General features: G+C 57.7%; 17 protein-coding genes. 10 read left to right on the top strand and 7 right to left on the bottom strand.

Annotation, left to right across the window (positions count from 1 at the left end; all coding sequences use genetic code 11):
- Window positions 1-54: 54 nt before the first annotated feature.
- Together mrcB and hrpB are read right to left on the bottom strand one after the other, a co-directional pair.
- Window positions 55-2,574, bottom strand: coding sequence for a bifunctional glycosyl transferase/transpeptidase (gene mrcB, locus FHC51_RS09245; protein ID WP_114387921.1), 2,520 nt, complete (start codon window positions 2,572-2,574; stop codon window positions 55-57).
- A gap of 112 nt (window positions 2,575-2,686) precedes the next feature.
- A complete protein-coding gene (gene hrpB, locus FHC51_RS09240) occupies window positions 2,687-5,116 on the bottom strand; it encodes an ATP-dependent helicase HrpB (RefSeq protein WP_220435378.1) in 2,430 nt (809 codons plus the stop codon).
- 73 nt (window positions 5,117-5,189) lie between these two features.
- On the opposite strand from hrpB, the gene thpR reads away from it, so the two are divergent.
- The 9 genes from thpR to panD all read left to right on the top strand — a co-directional run bounded on the left by thpR (window position 5,190) and on the right by panD (window position 12,203).
- On the top strand, window positions 5,190-5,720 hold the full coding sequence (thpR, locus tag FHC51_RS09235; RefSeq protein WP_220435377.1) for an RNA 2',3'-cyclic phosphodiesterase: 531 nt from the start codon (window positions 5,190-5,192) through the stop codon (window positions 5,718-5,720).
- Between the two features lie 12 nt (window positions 5,721-5,732).
- Window positions 5,733-6,437, top strand: coding sequence for a DNA/RNA nuclease SfsA (gene sfsA / locus FHC51_RS09230; protein ID WP_114387924.1), 705 nt, complete (start codon window positions 5,733-5,735; stop codon window positions 6,435-6,437).
- Between the two features lie 177 nt (window positions 6,438-6,614).
- On the top strand, window positions 6,615-7,070 hold the full coding sequence (gene dksA / locus FHC51_RS09225; RefSeq protein WP_012016093.1) for an RNA polymerase-binding protein DksA: 456 nt from the start codon (window positions 6,615-6,617) through the stop codon (window positions 7,068-7,070).
- 72 nt (window positions 7,071-7,142) lie between these two features.
- Window positions 7,143-8,030, top strand: a complete 888-nt coding sequence (gluQRS, locus tag FHC51_RS09220; protein WP_220435376.1) for a tRNA glutamyl-Q(34) synthetase GluQRS — start codon at window positions 7,143-7,145, stop codon at window positions 8,028-8,030.
- A 53-nt stretch (window positions 8,031-8,083) separates the two neighbouring features.
- The gene (gene pcnB / locus FHC51_RS09215) at window positions 8,084-9,481 is read left to right on the top strand and encodes a polynucleotide adenylyltransferase PcnB (protein WP_220436671.1); all 1,398 of its coding nucleotides are present in this window, start codon (window positions 8,084-8,086) and stop codon (window positions 9,479-9,481) included.
- Window positions 9,478-9,957, top strand: coding sequence for a 2-amino-4-hydroxy-6-hydroxymethyldihydropteridine diphosphokinase (gene folK, locus FHC51_RS09210; RefSeq protein ID WP_103823280.1), 480 nt, complete (start codon window positions 9,478-9,480; stop codon window positions 9,955-9,957). The genes pcnB and folK overlap by 4 nt, the downstream gene beginning before the upstream one ends.
- Before the next feature lie 122 nt (window positions 9,958-10,079).
- Window positions 10,080-10,871, top strand: a complete 792-nt coding sequence (gene panB / locus FHC51_RS09205; protein WP_220435375.1) for a 3-methyl-2-oxobutanoate hydroxymethyltransferase — start codon at window positions 10,080-10,082, stop codon at window positions 10,869-10,871.
- A gap of 11 nt (window positions 10,872-10,882) precedes the next feature.
- The gene (gene panC, locus FHC51_RS09200; protein WP_103823278.1) at window positions 10,883-11,737 is read left to right on the top strand and encodes a pantoate--beta-alanine ligase; all 855 of its coding nucleotides are present in this window, start codon (window positions 10,883-10,885) and stop codon (window positions 11,735-11,737) included.
- 85 nt (window positions 11,738-11,822) lie between these two features.
- Window positions 11,823-12,203, top strand: coding sequence for an aspartate 1-decarboxylase (gene panD, locus FHC51_RS09195; protein WP_032616579.1), 381 nt, complete (start codon window positions 11,823-11,825; stop codon window positions 12,201-12,203).
- A 3-nt stretch (window positions 12,204-12,206) separates the two neighbouring features.
- Here the strand turns inward: panD and FHC51_RS09190 are convergent, their stop codons facing one another.
- From FHC51_RS09190 to FHC51_RS09175, 4 genes are all read right to left on the bottom strand, one after another.
- Complete coding sequence (locus FHC51_RS09190; RefSeq protein WP_156237831.1) at window positions 12,207-13,454, bottom strand: polysaccharide deacetylase family protein; 1,248 nt, start codon at window positions 13,452-13,454, stop codon at window positions 12,207-12,209.
- 62 nt (window positions 13,455-13,516) lie between these two features.
- Window positions 13,517-13,957 (bottom strand): PTS sugar transporter subunit IIA, encoded by a 441-nt coding sequence (locus tag FHC51_RS09185; RefSeq protein ID WP_103823276.1) that lies wholly within the window; start codon window positions 13,955-13,957, stop codon window positions 13,517-13,519.
- 105 nt (window positions 13,958-14,062) lie between these two features.
- Window positions 14,063-14,833, bottom strand: a complete 771-nt coding sequence (locus tag FHC51_RS09180) for an ABC transporter permease (protein ID WP_103823275.1) — start codon at window positions 14,831-14,833, stop codon at window positions 14,063-14,065.
- The gene (locus tag FHC51_RS09175; protein ID WP_103178306.1) at window positions 14,830-15,756 is read right to left on the bottom strand and encodes an ABC transporter ATP-binding protein; all 927 of its coding nucleotides are present in this window, start codon (window positions 15,754-15,756) and stop codon (window positions 14,830-14,832) included. Before FHC51_RS09175 ends, FHC51_RS09180 begins: the two co-directional genes overlap by 4 nt.
- Before the next feature lie 107 nt (window positions 15,757-15,863).
- On the opposite strand from FHC51_RS09175, the gene can reads away from it, so the two are divergent.
- On the top strand, window positions 15,864-16,526 hold the full coding sequence (can, locus tag FHC51_RS09170; protein WP_103178305.1) for a carbonate dehydratase: 663 nt from the start codon (window positions 15,864-15,866) through the stop codon (window positions 16,524-16,526).
- Between the two features lie 76 nt (window positions 16,527-16,602).
- Here the strand turns inward: can and hpt are convergent, their stop codons facing one another.
- Window positions 16,603-17,139, bottom strand: a complete 537-nt coding sequence (gene hpt / locus FHC51_RS09165; RefSeq protein ID WP_103178304.1) for a hypoxanthine phosphoribosyltransferase — start codon at window positions 17,137-17,139, stop codon at window positions 16,603-16,605.
- Window positions 17,140-17,268: the final 129 nt, after the last annotated feature.

Raw genomic sequence — 17,268 nt, 5'->3', positions numbered from 1 at the left:
ATGTTTAATTGAGGTGAAAATTCCCTCTCCCGCAGGAGAGGGAATAGTGGTGAGTTAACCGCCGAACATATCCTTGATCCAGCCCGCGACACCGTCGCTCTCTTTCTTCTCGGGCTGCTGCTGCGGCTGCTGTTGTTGCGGCTGCGACTGCGGCTGAGAAGACTGGTCAAACGGATTGCCCGATGGTTCCGGGGCAGCCTGCTGACACAGAGAGTCCGGGTTGCTGGTCCAGACCGGCACACGGCGCATGCCGCCGCCACACACAAAGTTGCCCGACTCATCCACGCCCATATCGACGATATCTTCCGGTGGCGTCAGGGTTAACGGCACCGGCGACTGGTTAGCCAGATAGCGCTGGTAGATAGACATCGCCCCGCTGGCGCCGTACAGCTTCGTCGGCTGGTTGTTATCGCGCCCTACCCAGGTGATCACCACTTCACGTCCGTCGATACCCGCAAACCAGGTGTCGACGTTGTTATTGGTGGTCCCGGTTTTACCCGCCAGATGCAGGCCAGGGTACTTCGCCCCCAGCTGACGTCCGGTACCACGCTGCACAACCTGCTGCATGGTCCAGAGGGTCATATAGGCAGCCTGCGCCGGTACAGCACGCTCCGCCTGCGGGAAGCTCTGGTACAGCGGAGTGCCGTCTTCGGCAATCACTGAACGCAGCGCAGAGAGCGGAGCACGGTTCCCGCCGCTGGCGATGGTCTGGAACGCCTGCGCCACTTCAATTGGCGTCAGGTTCAGCGCCCCCAGCAGCATGGCCGGAACCGGATGCAGCTGATCTTTCGGCACGCCCAGCTTCAGCCAGGTATCTGTCACCGCAGGCAGGCCCAGCGCCATTCCAAGGTTAACCGTCGGCACGTTCATGGAACGCGTCAGGGCGTCCACCAGCATCACCTGGCCGCTGTACTGCTTATCGTCGTTCTGCGGCGACCAGACCTGGCCATTTGGCTGGCGCAGGGCAATCGGGGCATCGGCGATCCAGGTGTTGAGACGATACTGGTTCGGCTGGCTCAAAGCGGTGAGATAGGTCGCCGGTTTAGCCAGAGAGCCGATCGAACGGCGTGCCTGCATGGCGCGGTTATAGCCCGCAAACTGCGGCTCTGCCCCGCCGACCATCGCCCGCACTTCGCCGGTGGTACGATCGACCACCACCATCGCGGTCTCCAGATCGCTCAGCTTGCGCTGTTTTTTCAGCGCCGGAATGCCTTCTACCGCCGCCTTCTCTGCGGCATCCTGCGCCACGGAGTCAAAGGTGGTGAAGATCTTCACGCCGGAGAGATCTTTAACTTTATCGCCCAGTTTGGCCTGCAGCTCCTGACGCACCATCTGCATAAATGCAGGCTGCGGGGAGATGACGCCGCCGCGCGGCTGTACGCCCAACGGACGTGCGCTGAGCATGTCATACAGCTCCTGGTCGATCACCTGCTGCTGCTGCAGCAGACGCAGCACCAGATTACGCCGCTCCAGGGCCAGTTTCGGGTTACGCCACGGGTTGTAGATCGACGCCCCTTTCACCATGCCCACCAGCAACGCCTGCTGGTCGAGGCTCAGCTCTTCCACCGGACGGCCAAAGTAGTAGAGGCTCGCCAGCGGGAAGCCGCGAATTTCATTGTCGCCGCTCTGACCGAGATAGACCTCGTTCATATAGAGCTCAAGAATGCGGTCTTTGCTGTAGCGCGCATCCATCAGCACGGCCATGTAGGCTTCGTTGGCCTTACGCCAGTAGGAGCGTTCGCTGGAGAGGAACAGGTTCTTCACCAGCTGCTGGGTCAGGGTACTTGCCCCCTGCACCGTGCGTCCTGCGGTCAGGTTCGCCAGCACCGCACGACCAATGGAGTAGAGGCTGACGCCATCGTGCTCATAGAAGTGACGGTCCTCGGTCGCCAGCAGGGTATCCACCAGCAGATCCGGGAAGCCATTACGCGCAACAAAGAGGCGCTGCTCGCCGTTTGGCGAGGAGAGCATGGTGATCAGCCGCGGATCGAGACGGAAGAAACCGAACTGACGGTTGTTCTCCATGTTCTCAATGGTTTCCAGATGATCGCCGTCGAAGGTCAGACGCGCGCGCACCTGCCCCTCTTTGCTATCCGGGAAGTCAAACGGACGGCGGATCATCTCAATGCTCTTCGCCTGCACCGTAAACTCGCCGGGACGGGTCATCTTCGTCACCTGGCGGTACTGGGTCGCCTCCAGCAGCTTGACCATCTCGTTCTTGCTGATGGACATATCCGGCTCAAGGTTAACCATCCGGCCATAGACCGCCGCCGGCAGCTGCCAGACTTTGCCGTCAATACGGCTGCGGATCTTCTGATCCAGATAGACGCCATAGATCGCCAGCAGGATGAGGAAAACAATAAACAGCTTCAGCAGCAGCCAGAACCAGCCGCGCTTGCCACGAGGTTTACCTTTTTTGCCTTTTCCTTTACGTGGCGCAGGTGCGTCATCGTCATACTCATTATCAACATCGTCGTACTCTTCATCTCTGAGGCGTCGACGGCCTGCCTTTTCTTTTGCCGGACGGGCAGGTCTTCCTTTACGTCCAATTGGCTCGCGGTCATTCCCCGCCATGCTTTCTCTCCGCAACTATCAGGCGCAAAGGCCCGATTCTCTGGTCTTCCCCCTGATGGAGGAAGAAGAAATCTCTCAAATTTACCCTCTCAGAGGGTATTGCCGGGTGGCGCTACGAATACTTCTTCGTGCGACGGGTCGGCGCGGTATTTGCCGGGTCGTCCGGCCAGACATGTTTGGGATAACGCCCTTTCATCTCTTTTTGCACCTCGCGGTAGCTGCCAGCCCAGAATGCACCCAAATCCCGGGTGATCTGTAGCGGACGCTGGGCCGGTGACAACAGCTCCAGCACCAGCGGCACCCGCCCCTGCGCAATGGCAGGCGTGGTCGCCTCGCCAAACATCTCCTGCATGCGTACTGCCAGCGCCGGAGGATTATCTTCATGATAACGAATGGCTATCCGGCTGCCGGTGGGCACAGTGTAATGCCCCGGAAGCTCGGTATCCAGACGTTGGCGTAACGACCAGTCGGTTAAGTTCTGTAACGCCGCCTTAACATCCAGCGCTTTCAACGCGCGCAGGGAGTGTACGCCACTCATTTGCGGCAGTAACCAGTTTTCCAGATTTGCCAGCAGCGAGGCTTCATCTACCGCGGGCCACGCATACTCCGGCAGCCACTGGGCCGCGCAGTGCAGGCGGAGCCGGTACTGCTCCGCCTCCGGGGTCCAGTTCAGTACGCTGAGCCCTTTATCGCGGATGCCGTTAAGCATCGCCTGATGCAGCTCCTCTTCCGAGGGCTTTGCCAGCGGCTTAACGCTCACCGTCAGGCGGCCAATCTGCGAACGCCGCAGCGCCTTCAGCGTGCCTTGCGCTTCATCCCACTCTACGGTGTCAGACTGTGCCACCAGGCCCGGAGAAGCGGCGATCAGAGTATCAATATCCACTGCTATGGCCTGCAGAATACGGGCATCTGGCGACTGGCTGCCCTGCAACAGCAGCGGGGCAATCAGCCACTCGTGGCGGGTCATGGCGTCGTCGCTCTGTAGCATCGCGCCCATGCCGTTCGCCAGTTGATAGCGTCCATCAAGCCCACGGTGGCGGGCAATCCGGTCAGGAAAGGCCTTCGCCAGCAGCACGGGCACCCGGTCGCTCTCCGGTGCCCCGCCCCGGCTGTTCAGGCGTGCACTCAGCTGTCGGGCGCGCTGCTGCCACTCCGGCTGATTGCGGGAGAAGGCCTGAGTCAGATCGCTACTGGCGCCACGCGGCGGCTGTTCAAGGATAGCGGCCAGCTTTGCCGCCGTCGCAATATCGTCGTCATCCGTCGCGCTGGCCAGCATGGCCGCCAGCCGCGGATCGTTGCCAAGCGTCGCCATCTTCTGACCAAAGGCGGTGAGCTGCTCTCCCGCCAGCGCCCCAAGCTGCGTTAATAAGCGCCGGGCCGCCGCAAGGTTAGTCGCAGGCGGCAGATCCAGCCAGTTTAATTGCGAGGGCTCCCGGCAGCCCCACTGCAACAGCTCCATCAGCAGGCCGCTGAGATCGCTTTGCATAATTTCGGGTGTGCCCTGCGCCGCGGCGCGTTCTGCCTGCTCAAACGGCGTAAGATGCAGGCAGATACCCGGCTCCAGTCGCCCGGCGCGCCCGGCGCGCTGGGTCATGGAGGCCTGGCTCACGCGCTGGGTCAACAGACGGGTCAGGCCGGTGCGCGGGTCGAAATTCGCCACCCTCTCCTGGGCCGAATCCACCACCAGCCGGATGCCCTCGATGGTCAGGCTGGTTTCGGCAATATTGGTTGCCAGCACCACTTTGCGCTGCCCCGGCGGGGCTGGCAGGATCGCTTTACGCTGCTCGGCCAGCGGCAGCGCGCCATACAGCGGGCAGAGCACCACGTCATCACTTACGCGACGTGACAGCTGCTCCTGCACACGCTGGATCTCAATCACGCCGGGTAAGAACAGCAGCAGCGAGCCCGGCTCCTGGCGCAACAGTTCGGCGGTCGCCACCGCCACCGCTTCGTCGAAACGCAGCTGGGCGGAGAGCGACTGATAGCGCCGCTCCACCGGAAACGTCCGGCCCTCAGACACAATGGTGGGTGCCTCCGGCAGCAGGCGCTGGAGCCGCTCGTTATCCAGCGTCGCAGACATGATCAGCAGTTTGAGATCGTCCCGCAGCCCCTGCTGGACATCCAGCAGCAACGCCAGCGCCAGATCCGCCTGCAAACTGCGCTCGTGGAACTCATCGAGGATCACCAGCCCTACGCCGTTAAGCTCGGGATCCTGCTGCAGCATCCGGGTGAGGATCCCCTCGGTGACCACCTCCAGCCGGGTGTTGGCCCCCACGCAGGTTTCGGCGCGCATCCGGTAGCCGACCGTCTCGCCGGGCTTTTCCCCCAGCAGCTCCGCCAGGCGCTGCGCCACGTTGCGAGCAGCGAGCCTGCGCGGTTCGAGCAGGATAATTTTGCCGTTGATCGCCCCCTGCGCCAGGATCTGCAGCGGCAGCCAGGTCGATTTACCCGCACCGGTTGGCGCGTTCAGCAGCACCTGGGGGGCGTGTTGTAAGGCGTGAAGGAGATCGGGAAGGACAGCGGCGACCGGCAACAAGGACACGAATGGCTCCAGAGGGTTAACTTTAGACGGCGTACATTGTAGCATCGCCACAATTCATTACCGAGTGCGCCGTATGTCCGAGTCAAAAAGGTTGTTTTTTGCCATTGAAATGCCTGCCCCGCTCCAGCGGCAGATCGTCCGCTGGCGCGCCGACCACTTTGCGCCGGAAGCGGGCCGTCCGGTGGCGGGAGGTAACCTGCACCTGACGCTGGCGTTTTTAGGGGATGTCAGCTCCGAGAAGCAGCAGGCGCTGGCGGCAATGGCCGGACGCATCCGCCAGCCGGAGTTTACCCTGACGCTGGACGATGCCGGACAGTGGCTGCGCTCTCGCGTGGTCTGGCTGGGTACCCGTCAGCCGCCGCGGGGGTTATTACAGCTAGCCAATATGTTGCGGGCCCAGGCGGCGCGCAGCGGCTGCTATCAAAGCCCACAGCCGTTTCATCCGCATATCACCCTACTGCGCGATGCCAGCCACGCCGTCGCCATTCCGCCACCGGGTTTTCACTGGTCGTTTGCGGTGAAAGATTTTGTCCTCTACGAGAGCCGTTTCGCAGGCGGGCGCACGCGCTACACGCCGCTCCAGCGCTGGACGCTTACCGAATAACAAGGAATTTGCATGCAGTTTACCCCTCCCCTACAGCCCGCCACGCTGATACAACGCTATAAACGTTTTCTTGCCGACGTGGTAACGCCCAACGGTGAAACCCTGACCCTGCACTGCCCCAATACCGGGGCGATGACCGGCTGCGCCACGCCGGGGGATACCGTCTGGTACTCCACCTCCAGTAATATCAAACGTAAATATCCTCACACCTGGGAAATAACCCAGACCGCGGACGGAGAATATATTTGCGTCAATACGCTGCGAGCAAACCAGCTGGTCAAAGAGGCGATTAGTCTGGATTTTATTCCGGAACTGCGCGGCTATAACCTCTTAAAAAGCGAAGTAAAATATGGCAGCGAAAGCAGCAGAATCGACTTTATGTTGCAGGCAGATGATCGCCCTGAGTGCTATATTGAAGTGAAATCAGTGACGTTAGCTGAGAAAGATAACGGTTATTTCCCGGATGCGGTGACGCTGCGAGGGCAGAAGCACCTCCGGGAGCTCATGAGTGTAGCGGCGGCGGGCAAACGCGCCGTGCTGTTATTTGCGGTATTGCACAGCGCAATTGGGCGATTTTCACCTGCTCGCCATATTGACCTTAAGTACGCGCAACTGTTGAATGAGGCACAAAAGCAGGGGGTAGAGGTTTTGGTATATAAAGCTGAACTTTCTGCCGATAATATCACTCTGAGATCCGCTCTCCCCGCCACGTTATGAAAGGGGTTGAGCGTTGGCTAATAAGTATTCTGGTCGTGTGCGCAAATACGCTTTTCCTCACAGGCTTGTCAAGTGTTACGTTTAGATAATTGCCATACGGAAAAGCATCTGCTATTTATAGCGGCCTGATTTTTCCCCCAACACGGGGATCGATAGTGCGTGTTAAGGAGAAGCAACATGCAAGAAGGGCAAAACCGTAAAACATCGTCCCTGAGTATTCTCGCCATCGCTGGGGTGGAGCCGTATCAAGAGAAGCCGGGCGAAGAGTATATGAATGAAGCCCAGCTATCACACTTCAAGCGAATCCTTGAAGCATGGCGTAATCAACTCCGGGATGAAGTGGATCGCACCGTTACACATATGCAGGACGAAGCGGCTAACTTCCCGGATCCGGTAGACCGTGCCGCCCAGGAAGAAGAGTTCAGCCTCGAACTGCGTAACCGTGACCGCGAGCGTAAGCTGATCAAAAAGATTGAGAAAACGCTGAAAAAAGTCGAAGACGAAGATTTCGGCTTCTGCGAGTCCTGCGGTGTCGAAATCGGCATTCGTCGTCTGGAAGCCCGTCCGACAGCCGACCTGTGCATCGACTGTAAAACGCTGGCAGAAATCCGCGAAAAACAGATGGCCGGTTAATGCCAGCCCTGTTATGACGCTACCACAGGCGGGAGTTCTCTCCCGCCTGATTACTTTCTGCGCCGTGTAATTATGCCTGCTGACTATATTGGGCGCTTCGCGCCATCCCCCTCTGGCGAACTGCATTTCGGCTCGCTTATTGCCGCCCTTGGCAGCTATCTGCAAGCCCGTGCCCGGCAGGGTATCTGGCGCGTGCGGATTGAAGATATCGATCCTCCGCGTGAAGTTCCCGGTGCAGCAGAGTCCATTCTGCGGCAACTGGAACATTACGGCCTGCACTGGGACGGCGACATTCTCTGGCAATCTCAACGCCACGAGGCCTACCGGGAACGCCTGGCCTGGCTGCACGCCCAGGGCCTTTCCTATTACTGCACCTGCACCCGCGCCCGCATTCAGAGCGTCGGCGGCGTCTATGACGGCCACTGCCGCACCCTGCATCACGGCCCGGAAAATGCGGCGGTGCGCGTGATGCAACAGCATCCCGTCACCTGCTTTACCGACCGGTTACAGGGTGAGCTCCACGCCGATGCGCGCCTGGCGGGCGAGGATTTCATTATCCATCGGCGGGACGGACTGTTTGCTTATAACCTGGCGGTGGTGGTGGATGACCATTTCCAGGGCGTGAGCGAAATTGTGCGCGGGGCCGACCTGATTGAACCTACCGTCCGGCAGATTTCGCTCTACCGGCTGTTTGGCTGGCCGGTTCCGGACTACATTCACCTGCCACTGGTGGTGAATGAAAAAGGGATGAAACTCTCGAAACAGAATCATGCCCCCGCATTACCAACCGGCGATCCTCGCCCTGTTCTTATCAATGCTTTACAATTTCTAAACCAGGATGTAACAAATGAGTGGCAGGATCTGCGCACCGAAGAATTGCTGGAAAAAGCGGTGGCCAACTGGTCGCTCATTCGCGTGCCGAAAATCCAGCATTCTCAAATGCGTCTCGCTGAGCTATGATTAGCCGCTATTTTTTGTCCTGAATTCTGAAACACACACTACCGAGGTGTACTATTTTTACCCGAGTCGCTAATTTTTGCCGTAAGGTGCTGAGCCGCGATGAGAGCATGGCGGATGACGTCATTGTTCAAAATACGATGTCGGTTATTCCGCGCGAACAGCATGCTATTTCCCGCAAAGATATCAGTGAAAACGCCCTTAAGGTGCTTTATCGCCTGAATAAAGCCGGCTATGAGGCGTATCTCGTTGGTGGCGGGGTGCGTGACCTGTTGCTGGGCAAAAAGCCGAAAGATTTTGACGTGACCACCAGCGCCACGCCTGAGCAGGTGCGTAAATTATTCCGCAACTGCCGTCTGGTTGGCCGTCGCTTCCGTCTTGCTCACGTGATGTTTGGGCCGGAGATCATCGAAGTGGCCACCTTCCGTGGTCATCACGAAGGCACGCCAACCGATCGCACCACGTCCCAGCGCGGCCAGAACGGTATGCTGCTGCGTGACAATATCTTCGGCTCTATCGAAGAAGATGCCCAGCGTCGCGATTTCACGATTAACAGCCTTTATTACAGCGTGGCTGACTTTACCGTCCGCGATTTCGTGGGTGGGGTGCCGGACCTGAAAGCGGGTCTGATTCGCCTGATCGGCAACCCGGAAACCCGATACCGTGAAGATCCGGTGCGGATGCTGCGTGCCGTGCGTTTTGCCGCCAAGCTGGGTATGCGCATCAGCCCAGAAACCGCCGAGCCGATCCCGCGCCTGGCGACGCTGATCAACGATGTGCCCCCGGCGCGTCTGTTTGAAGAGGCGCTGAAGCTGCTGCAGGCTGGTCACGGTTTTGCCACCTATCAGCTGCTGCGTGAATACAGCCTGTTCCAGCCCCTGTTCCCGACCATTACGCGCAACTTCACCGAAAAAGGTGACAGCGCGATGGAACGTATCATCGACCAGGTGCTGAAGAATACCGATAACCGCATTCAGAACGATATGCGCGTTAACCCGGCATTCCTCTTTGCGGCAATGTTCTGGTATCCGCTGCTGGAGACGGCGCAGAAGATTGCTCAGGAGAGCGGTCTGGCCTACTACGATGCCTTCGCCCTGGCTGCCAACGATGTGCTGGATGAAGCCTGCCGTTCGCTGGCGATCCCGAAACGCATCACCACGCTGGTGCGTGATATCTGGCAGCTTCAGCTGCGGATGTCCCGTCGTCAGGGTAAACGCGCATGGAAGCTAATGGAGCATCCAAAATTCCGTGCGGCTTACGATCTGATGGCCCTGCGTGCCGAAGCGGAGAACAACCGTGAGCTGCAGGCGCTGGTGCAGTGGTGGGGTGAGTTCCAGGTTTCTGCGCCACCGGCACAGAAGGACATGCTGACCGGTCTCGATGAAGAGCCGACGCCGCGTCGCCGCCATCGTCGTCCACGTAAGCGTGCTCCACGCCGCGAAGGCGCCGCATGACCCTGGCCTATATCGCCATCGGCAGTAATCTGGCCTCTCCGCTGGAGCAGGTCAATGCTGCCGTCCAGGCGCTGGGCGACATTCCGCAGACCCGCGTTGTCGCCCTCTCCTCTTTCTATCGTACGCCTCCTCTGGGCCCGCAGGATCAGCCCGACTACCTCAACGCCGCCATTGCGCTGGAAACCGCCCTTAGCGCTGAGGCGCTGCTGGACAACACCCAGCGCATTGAGCTGCAGCAGGGGCGCGTGCGTAAAGAAGAGCGCTGGGGACCGCGCACCCTCGATTTAGATATCATGCTGTTTGGTGATGCGGTGATTAACACCGAACGCCTGACCGTGCCGCATTACGACATGAAACGCCGCGGCTTTATGCTCTGGCCACTGTTTGAAATCGCCCCCGATCTGATTTTCCCCGACGGCGAAAGTCTCAGCGCCCTGCTGACGCAGCTTAACGCCGAAAAACCGGCCAACTGGTAACAGCAAATTTTAGTTGATTAACCACGAAATATTTGTGGTTAATCGGTTGCCTAAAATCATTGTTCCCCCGAATGTTACTGTTAGAATGCGCAAAGATTCGCTTTGGGCTATCAGGAAACAGTATGAAACCAACCACCATCGCCACCCTGCAGAAATGCAAACAGGACAAGCAGCGCTTCGCCACCATTACCGCCTATGACTACAGCTTCGCCAAACTCTTTGCCGAAGAGGGCATTAACGTCATGCTGGTCGGCGACTCGTTAGGGATGACGGTCCAGGGACATGACTCCACTCTGCCGGTAACGGTCGAGGATATTGCTTATCATACCCGGGCAGTTCGCCGCGGTGCGCCAGCCTGTCTGCTGCTCGCCGATCTGCCGTTTATGGCCTACGCCACGCATGAGCAGGCGTTCGAAAGTGCCGCCACGGTGATGCGCGCCGGCGCCAACATGGTCAAAGTAGAAGGCGGTGCCTGGCTGGTTGAGACCGTGCGTATGCTCACCGAGCGCGCGGTACCGGTCTGCGGCCATCTGGGATTAACCCCGCAGTCGGTCAATATCTTTGGTGGCTATAAGGTGCAAGGGCGCGGTGACGCCGCCCAGACGCTGTTTGATGATGCGCTGGCAATTGAAGCAGCGGGCGCACAGCTGCTGGTGCTGGAGTGCGTGCCGGTTGCACTGGCGAAACGCATTACCGAGGCGCTCTCTATTCCGGTGATTGGCATTGGTGCTGGTAATGTCACCGACGGCCAGATCCTGGTAATGCACGATGCCTTTGGCATTACCGGCGGGCATATCCCGAAATTTGCGAAGAATTTCCTTATCGACGCAGGCGACATGCGCGGCGCAGTCAGGCAGTATATTGCCGACGTTGAATCGGGTGTTTACCCGGGTGAAGAACACAGTTTCCAGTAAGGAGTCTTGTTGTGCTAATCATTGAAACTCTGCCGCTGCTGCGCCAGCACATTCGTCGCCTGCGCCAGGAAGGTAAACGTATCGCGCTGGTTCCCACCATGGGCAACCTGCATGACGGTCACATGAAGCTGGTGGACGAAGCCAAAGCCCGCGCCGATGTGGTGGTGGTGAGCATTTTCGTTAACCCGATGCAGTTTGACCGCGCCGACGACCTGGCCCGCTACCCGCGCACGCTGCAGGAAGATTGCGAGAAGCTGAAAAAGCATCAGGTCGATTTCGTCTTCGCCCCGGCACCGAATGATGTCTATCCGAAGGGCACGGAAGAGACAACCTATGTGGACGTACCAGGCATCTCCACCATGCTGGAGGGCGCCAGCCGTCCGGGTCATTTCCGCGGCGTCTCCACCATCGTCAGCAAGCTCTTTAACCTTGTGCAGCCGGATATCGCCTGCTTCGGCGAGAAAGATTTCCAGCAGCTGGCCCTGATCCGCAAGATGGTGGCCGACATGGGCTACGATATCGACATCGTTGGCGTGCCGATCGTACGTGCCAAAGATGGCCTGGCGCTGAGCTCCCGCAACGGCTACCTCACCGCTGACCAGCGCAAAATCGCGCCGGGCCTGTATAAGGTGATGAGCGCGATGGTTGAAAAGCTGCAGCAGAAAGCCCTGAGCAGCGAAGAGATTATCGCCATTGCTGAACAGGAGCTGAATGACAAAGGTTTCCGGGCTGATGATATTCAGATCCGCGATGCCGATACGCTGCTGGAACTCTCTGCCACCAGCAAACGCGCGGTGATCCTGGTTGCTGCATGGCTCGGTCAGGCGCGCCTCATTGACAACAGTGTCGTTGAACTGGCTCAGTAATGACTGGGCTGATAGATAGCTAATGGATTAGTTTCCCTTCCCACTTGCAGGCAAGTGGGTTACGAAGAAGAGTAAAGGTAACACCATGATTCGCAAAATGTTGCAAGGTAAGCTTCACCGTGTGAAGGTCACTCAGGCCGATCTGCACTATGAAGGCTCCTGCGCGATCGATCAGGATTTTCTCGACGCGGCGGGTATTCTTGAAAACGAAGCCATTGATATCTGGAACGTGAGTAACGGCAATCGTTTCTCAACCTATGCTATCGCGGCTGAACGGGGTTCTAAAATCATCTCCGTGAACGGCGCGGCCGCGCACTGTGCCAACGTGGGTGATATCGTCATCATCGCCAGCTTCGTTATGATGTCCGACGAGGAAGCCCGCCGCTGGCAGCCGAAAGTGGCCTACTTCGAGGGTGACAACGACATGAAACGCACCGCGAAAGCGATCCCGGTACAGGTCGCCTGATCGTTATCCTTGCGGCTGATTACTGATCAGCCGCGACATGGTCTCTAAAGAGTCCGTTCTGAGAACGTATAAACGCTTCAGCAGGAATGGATTATCCCCCGGTTTTACCTTCCCTTTCACCGTTGTCACCGCCAGGTGAAACCCTGCATCATTCGCCGCTTTCACCGCGTTATCGTTGTAACCGCCAAACGGGTAGGAGAGATACAGTACGTGCGGGTTAAACTGCGCCAGCGCGCGGCGGGAGTGTTTGAAATCCATCAGGATGTTATGGTAACTGCGGCTGAGCAGGATCGGATGGCGGTTATTGTCCACCCGGTGCAGGAAATGGGTATGCGACTGCACGTCGAAAACATCCTGGATCTCCCGCAGCTCGGAGATGCTCATAAACTGCAGTGTCTTTGGATCCCACTTCAGCGGATGCGCTTTGATCCGTGAGGAGATGATAAACGCCGTGGCGTGAAAGCCGTACTGCCTGAGGATTGGCCAGGCATAGCGGCTGACCGACTTCAGGCCGTCGTCAAAGGTGATCACCACTGCCCTGGCGGGCAGGTTCATTTTGTTACGCACATAACCTTCGAGCTGATACATCGTCAGCGTGGTGTAGCCCTGGTCGCGCAGCCAGGTCATCTGGTTATTGAAGGCGCGTACGCTGGTGGTGGTTGAGGTATGGCGGAAACGGGTGTTCTCTTCATCGCGCAGGATATGGTGATAAGTGAGCACCGGCAGGCCATTATCTTCCTGCGCATCCAGACTGCTGACCCAGGCCAGGCGGTTAGCGATGCGGATCTGATACCACGTCTGATTCAGGCGATCCTTGAGTTTATTGAGGATCGGATAGCGCAGATTATCTGCCAGCGTACCGAACGGGGCGCTACCGGCGCTGGGGGCGTTGTAGACCGGCGTATCCTTCCACGTAATTAAATTCTGGTTGCTGAGAGGCTTGTTCAGATCGCCCAAGCTATCCTCCACCCGCTGTTTGCCCTGCACTTCGCCCAGATGCCCTTTGTCGATAAAACCGGTGCCAAAGCCAAACCGGAATTCATAGTAATCCGCCGGGGTGGGAGAAACGGCGATGATCTGCCCGGCGCGCACATTGCCGACGGTCACGACGCGGTTACCTACCTGCGCCCAGATGGTGGCGTCTTCGGTGGTTTGCATATAACGGGCCGGAGCCCCTTGCTGGCTTAGCAGACTGGCAGAAGCGCCGCCGGAAACCAGCAGCAGAAGCAGAAGAAAAATACGCGAGAACATAGTGAATTATTCAGTACGAAAATCGGACGACATTGTAGCAAAAGCGCCAGTAATACCAATGCTTAATATTTCTCCGGTCCATGCAGCAGAACGAAGGGCGGGTTTTTCTGCTGCTGGTGCCAAAGGCTGCTGACGTCCGGCGCGCCGTGGGCCACGATGGCGTTACGAAAGCTGGCGCTGTCGGTCGTTTCACGCAGGGGGTACATCATCTCCAGCAGCGGATAGCTTATCCCGGAGATCACTTCGCAATTCTCATGCTTATGGCTGAGCAGGGCTGCTGCGCGATAGGGCGCTGCGCCGGAGATGTCGGTCAGGAAGATCACCCCATCACCGCTGTCGGCATGGTGCTGGGCATCACACAACATACGGCTGAGCATATTGCAGCTTAAGCCGCGCCAGAAATTGACCACCTGGCACTGTACCAGCGGCCCAAAGCGAGCGGCAAGCCGATCCGCCATCAGCTGCGCGTGTTCTTCATGGCACGTTATTACCCAACCCAGCATCGTCACCTCTCATCAGAAAGGGGTAGTGTAGCGGGAGAGATAAGGTATGGGGGTGACGGTGGTCAATAAAGCGGCCCGGCAGCAGAACGCCGCCGGGCCTGATGGTTAGCTACGCAGCCCGCGTCCGCGCTGGATCAGGTTCCAGCACAGCAGATAGAAGGCAACGATAAAGATCACCAGCACGGCAACGGTGGTCACCAGCGGCACGTCGGAAATGCCGAGGAAACCAAAGCGGAAACCGCTGATCATATAGACGATGGGGTTCAGGTGTGACAGCCCCTGCCAGAACGGCGGCAGCAGCGTCAGGGAGTAGAAGACCCCGCCGAGGTAGGTGAGCGGCGTCAGGACGAAGGTCGGGATCAGGCTGATATCGTCAAAGGTTTTGGCGAATACCGCGTTCAGCAGCCCCGCCAGGGAGAACAGTATCGCCGTCAGCAGCAGCGTCAGGCCGACAAACAGCCAGGAGTGCACCTGGAACGGCACAAAGAACAGCGAAACGGCGGTGACCAGAATGCCGACGCACAGGCCGCGCGCTACCCCGCCGCCGACGTAACCGGCGATGATGACGTGGGTAGGCACCGGCGCCACCAGCAGCTCTTCAATGTTGCGCTGGAACTTGGCGCTGAAGAACGACGACGCCACGTTGGCGTAGGCGTTGGTGATGACCGCCATCATGATCAGGCCCGGCACAATAAACTGCATATAGGTAAAGCCGTGCATCTCGCCGATGCGCGAGCCAATCAGGTTGCCGAAGATAATAAAGTAGAGGGTCATGGTGATCACCGGCGGAACCAGGGTCTGGATCCAGATACGCATGAAACGGTTGATCTCTTTGGCCCAGATACTTTTCAGCGCCACCCAGTAAAGCTGCATCATGCGCGATCTCCTTGTTTCTCATGGACCAGCGAGACGAAGAGCTCTTCCAGTCGGTTTGCTTTGTTACGCATACTTAATACCTGAATCCCCTGCTCGCTCAACTGGCTGAAGACGCTGTTGATCCCCTGCTCGCGCAGCACTTCCACTTCAAGCGTGGAGGTATCCACCAGACGGTACTGATAGCCTACCAGCTTCGGCAGCGGACTTTTTGCCGCCAGGTCGAGAATGAACGTCTCTGACTTCAGCTTGGAGAGCAGATCTTTCATTGAGGTGTTTTCCACCAGCTCGCCGTGCTGAATGATGCCGATATTGCGGCAGAGCATCTCAGCCTCTTCCAGATAGTGGGTGGTAAGGATAATGGTGGTGCCTTTGTCGTTTAAGTCCTTCAAAAAGCTCCACATTGAGCGGCGAAGCTCGATATCCACCCCGGCGGTGGGTTCATCAAGGATCAGCAGCTTTGGCTCGTGCATCAGGGCGCGGGCAATCATCAGGCGACGCTTCATGCCGCCGGACAACATCCGCGCACGTTCGTTACGCTTCTCCCACAGATCGAGCTGCTTAAGATACTTTTCGCTGCGCGCGACCGCCTCTTTGCGCTCCACGCCGTAGTAACCCGCCTGGTTGACCACAATCTGCTGTACGGTCTCAAACGGATTGAAGTTAAACTCCTGCGGCACCAGCCCCAGCTGGCGTTTGGCGTTGACCACATCTTTCTCCAGGTCATAGCCAAACACGCTCACCCGGCCGGAGGATTTGTTCACCAGCGAGCTGATGATACCGATGGTGGTGGATTTACCTGCCCCGTTAGGCCCCAGAAGCGCATAAAAATCACCGGCTTCTACTTTGAGATCTATCCCGCGCAGCGCCTGGACGCCGCCCGGATAGGTTTTTTTAAGTTGCTCAAGCTCAAGTGCAATCGCCATGAAATAAACTTACCTATAGTTCTGACACACGTTGTGTGGTTTCATTAAAAGTCGGGTTACCCTATAGTAGCGCAACGCAATCACTCGGTTACAGGCCGTTAGCCTCCATGAATGACATAGATACACTCATCAGCAATAACGCACTATGGTCAAAGATGCTGCTGGAAGAAGATTCCGGATTTTTTGAGAAACTGTCTCAGTCGCAGAAACCACGCTTTCTCTGGATTGGATGCTCCGACAGCCGTGTTCCGGCTGAACGTCTTACCGGCCTTGAACCTGGCGAACTCTTTGTTCACCGCAACGTTGCGAACCTGGTGATCCACACCGACCTGAACTGTCTCTCCGTGGTGCAGTATGCGGTGGATGTTCTGGAAGTCGAACACATCATCATTTGTGGTCACTACGGCTGCGGCGGCGTGCAGGCAGCGGTTGAAAATCCGGAACTGGGCCTTATCGACAACTGGCTACTGCACATTCGCGATATCTGGTTCAAACATAGCTCACTGCTGGGGCAAATGCCGCAGGAGCGCCGCCTGGACACCCTGTGCGAGCTGAACGTGATGGAACAGGTCTACAACCTCGGCCACTCCACCATTATGCAGTCGGCGTGGAAACGCGGGCAAAAAGTGACGATCCACGGCTGGGCGTATGGCATTCATGATGGCCTGCTGCGCGATCTGGAAGTGACCGCCACCAACCGGGAAACTCTGGAGCAGCGCTACCGTCAGGGTGTCTCTAACCTGACCCAGAAGCACGTTAACCACAAGTAAACGCAAAACGGCAACGCAAGTTGCCGTTTTTAGTCCGCAGGCCCGTTAAGCGTAGCGCCGCCGGGCAATACCTACTTTACTCGTCCAGCAGCACCACTTTGCCGACATACGGCAGATGGCGATAGCGCTGCGCGTAGTCAATCCCGTAGCCCACCACAAATTCGTCCGGGATCGAGAAACCGACAAACTCCACGGGAACATCCACTTCGCGGCGGGTCGGTTTATCCAGCAGGGTACAAATCGCCAGCGATTTAGGGCCGCGCAGGCTGAGAATTTCGCGTACTTTTGACAGGGTGTTGCCGGAATCGATGATGTCTTCCACAATCAGAACATCTTTGCCGCGAATGTCTTCATCCAGATCTTTGAGAATTTTAACATCACGGGTGGTCGACATGCCGCTGCCATAGCTGGAGGCGGTCATAAAATCGACTTCATGGGAGACCTGCACTTCGCGGCAGAGATCGGCCATAAACATGAAGGAACCGCGTAACAGACCCACCAGCACCATTTCACTGCCGCTGTCTTTATAATGTTCGGTGATCTGACGACCCAGTTCGGCGATACGCGTTTTGATCTCCGCTTCAGGGATCATCACTTCAACAGTATGTTTCATTTTACTAACCGTATGATTTTATAACGAATTTCTCAATGCCTATGGATTCGCGTCCGGCATCGCTACATAAGCCCTGAAGTATACCAGCAAATGGATCCTCCTGGCGCGTGAGTTCACAAAAGCCATATT

Origin of the sequence: Leclercia sp. EC_58 (assembly GCF_019584355.1) — a bacterium.
Classification (GTDB): domain Bacteria; phylum Pseudomonadota; class Gammaproteobacteria; order Enterobacterales; family Enterobacteriaceae; genus Enterobacter.
This window is presented reverse-complemented; position numbering and strand designations above follow the sequence as displayed.

What these genes read in the sequence shown, in the direction of transcription:
- sfsA (WP_114387924.1), top strand. Translation starts at nt 5,733, where the DNA reads ATGCAGTTTACCCCTCCCCTACAGCCCGCCACGCTGATACAACGCTAT.
- gluQRS (WP_220435376.1), top strand. Translation starts at nt 7,143, where the DNA reads ATGCCTGCTGACTATATTGGGCGCTTCGCGCCATCCCCCTCTGGCGAA.
- folK (WP_103823280.1), top strand. Translation starts at nt 9,478, where the DNA reads ATGACCCTGGCCTATATCGCCATCGGCAGTAATCTGGCCTCTCCGCTG.
- mrcB (WP_114387921.1), bottom strand. Translation starts at nt 2,574, where the DNA reads ATGGCGGGGAATGACCGCGAGCCAATTGGACGTAAAGGAAGACCTGCC.
- dksA (WP_012016093.1), top strand. Translation starts at nt 6,615, where the DNA reads ATGCAAGAAGGGCAAAACCGTAAAACATCGTCCCTGAGTATTCTCGCC.
- FHC51_RS09180 (WP_103823275.1), bottom strand. Translation starts at nt 14,833, where the DNA reads ATGATGCAGCTTTACTGGGTGGCGCTGAAAAGTATCTGGGCCAAAGAG.
- panD (WP_032616579.1), top strand. Translation starts at nt 11,823, where the DNA reads ATGATTCGCAAAATGTTGCAAGGTAAGCTTCACCGTGTGAAGGTCACT.
- FHC51_RS09190 (WP_156237831.1), bottom strand. Translation starts at nt 13,454, where the DNA reads ATGTTCTCGCGTATTTTTCTTCTGCTTCTGCTGCTGGTTTCCGGCGGC.
- panB (WP_220435375.1), top strand. Translation starts at nt 10,080, where the DNA reads ATGAAACCAACCACCATCGCCACCCTGCAGAAATGCAAACAGGACAAG.
- can (WP_103178305.1), top strand. Translation starts at nt 15,864, where the DNA reads ATGAATGACATAGATACACTCATCAGCAATAACGCACTATGGTCAAAG.
- FHC51_RS09175 (WP_103178306.1), bottom strand. Translation starts at nt 15,756, where the DNA reads ATGGCGATTGCACTTGAGCTTGAGCAACTTAAAAAAACCTATCCGGGC.
- FHC51_RS09185 (WP_103823276.1), bottom strand. Translation starts at nt 13,957, where the DNA reads ATGCTGGGTTGGGTAATAACGTGCCATGAAGAACACGCGCAGCTGATG.
- hpt (WP_103178304.1), bottom strand. Translation starts at nt 17,139, where the DNA reads ATGAAACATACTGTTGAAGTGATGATCCCTGAAGCGGAGATCAAAACG.
- thpR (WP_220435377.1), top strand. Translation starts at nt 5,190, where the DNA reads ATGTCCGAGTCAAAAAGGTTGTTTTTTGCCATTGAAATGCCTGCCCCG.